This is a genomic window from Oleiphilus sp. HI0086 (assembly GCF_001635225.1).
In genome coordinates this window covers 1-759 of the sequence record NZ_LWFZ01000603.1, presented here as the reverse complement: position 1 = coordinate 759, position 759 = coordinate 1, and the positions used below count along the sequence as shown (strand labels likewise).

Here is a 759-nt window from a genome sequence, read left to right as displayed (position 1 = left end):
GGATGACTTGCTTTATAAAGCAAAAGAGGCAGGGAGAAATTGCACAATTAAAGAAAGTCCGCGATCTGTCTAGTCGGCACGCTATTATCCAATTACAAGCTCTCTATGCTCCCCGTATCGATTGTACGGCGAGCTTGATCTGTTCTTTTCTGGTGAAGGCATTATCTTTGGCTTCTTGTAAGGCGAGTTTTTTGGCTTCGTCACTTAATTCATTTGAGTCTAGGATATCTTGCCGTTGTTGGTAGAATTCTGTTAGGCGAGCTTGCCACTGTGGCGTATTGGATTCTAGGTAGGCCATTCTTTGTGCGATCTTTTCTCCATAGAAATTAGCTCTTAAATCGAAGATTTCTTCAGCCGTGTCAGACTGATTCTTAAGCCTGTTTATTTGTGCGGTGAGCTTTTTTTCTTCGCGCTTATAGCGCATGCCTTGAGCCATCTTACTGGGCAGTTGGCTTTCGGCCTGAGCCATCAGCTGATCTTTTTCCTGCTCGCTTAGTGAACTGTCGCTGTTGATCAGTAAGCGCTGATAAGAATAGTCATCATAACGTTCTTCGTGACCGAGCAAGGCTTCACTTAGTTCTTCACCGAGGTATTGTCGATGTGTGTTTTTTTTATCATCAAGCGCAGAGCGCAGCATTGTCAGGTTTTCCTGCTGACTGAAGTCTGTGTTCATTGCAAATTGCTCTGTACTCAGGTTGCCTTTATAAAGCAGATAATTGTCTGCTATTTCCTGGGCTTTCATCGTTGCTTCGCCAGACA

General features: G+C 44.1%; 1 protein-coding gene. It reads right to left on the bottom strand.

Features of this window, described 5'->3' with window-relative positions; genetic code table 11:
- Nucleotides 1–103: 103 nt before the first annotated feature.
- Nucleotides 104–759 (bottom strand): lipase secretion chaperone (locus A3756_RS07225; RefSeq protein ID WP_156490346.1); only part of this gene is annotated, 656 nt, incomplete at its 5' end.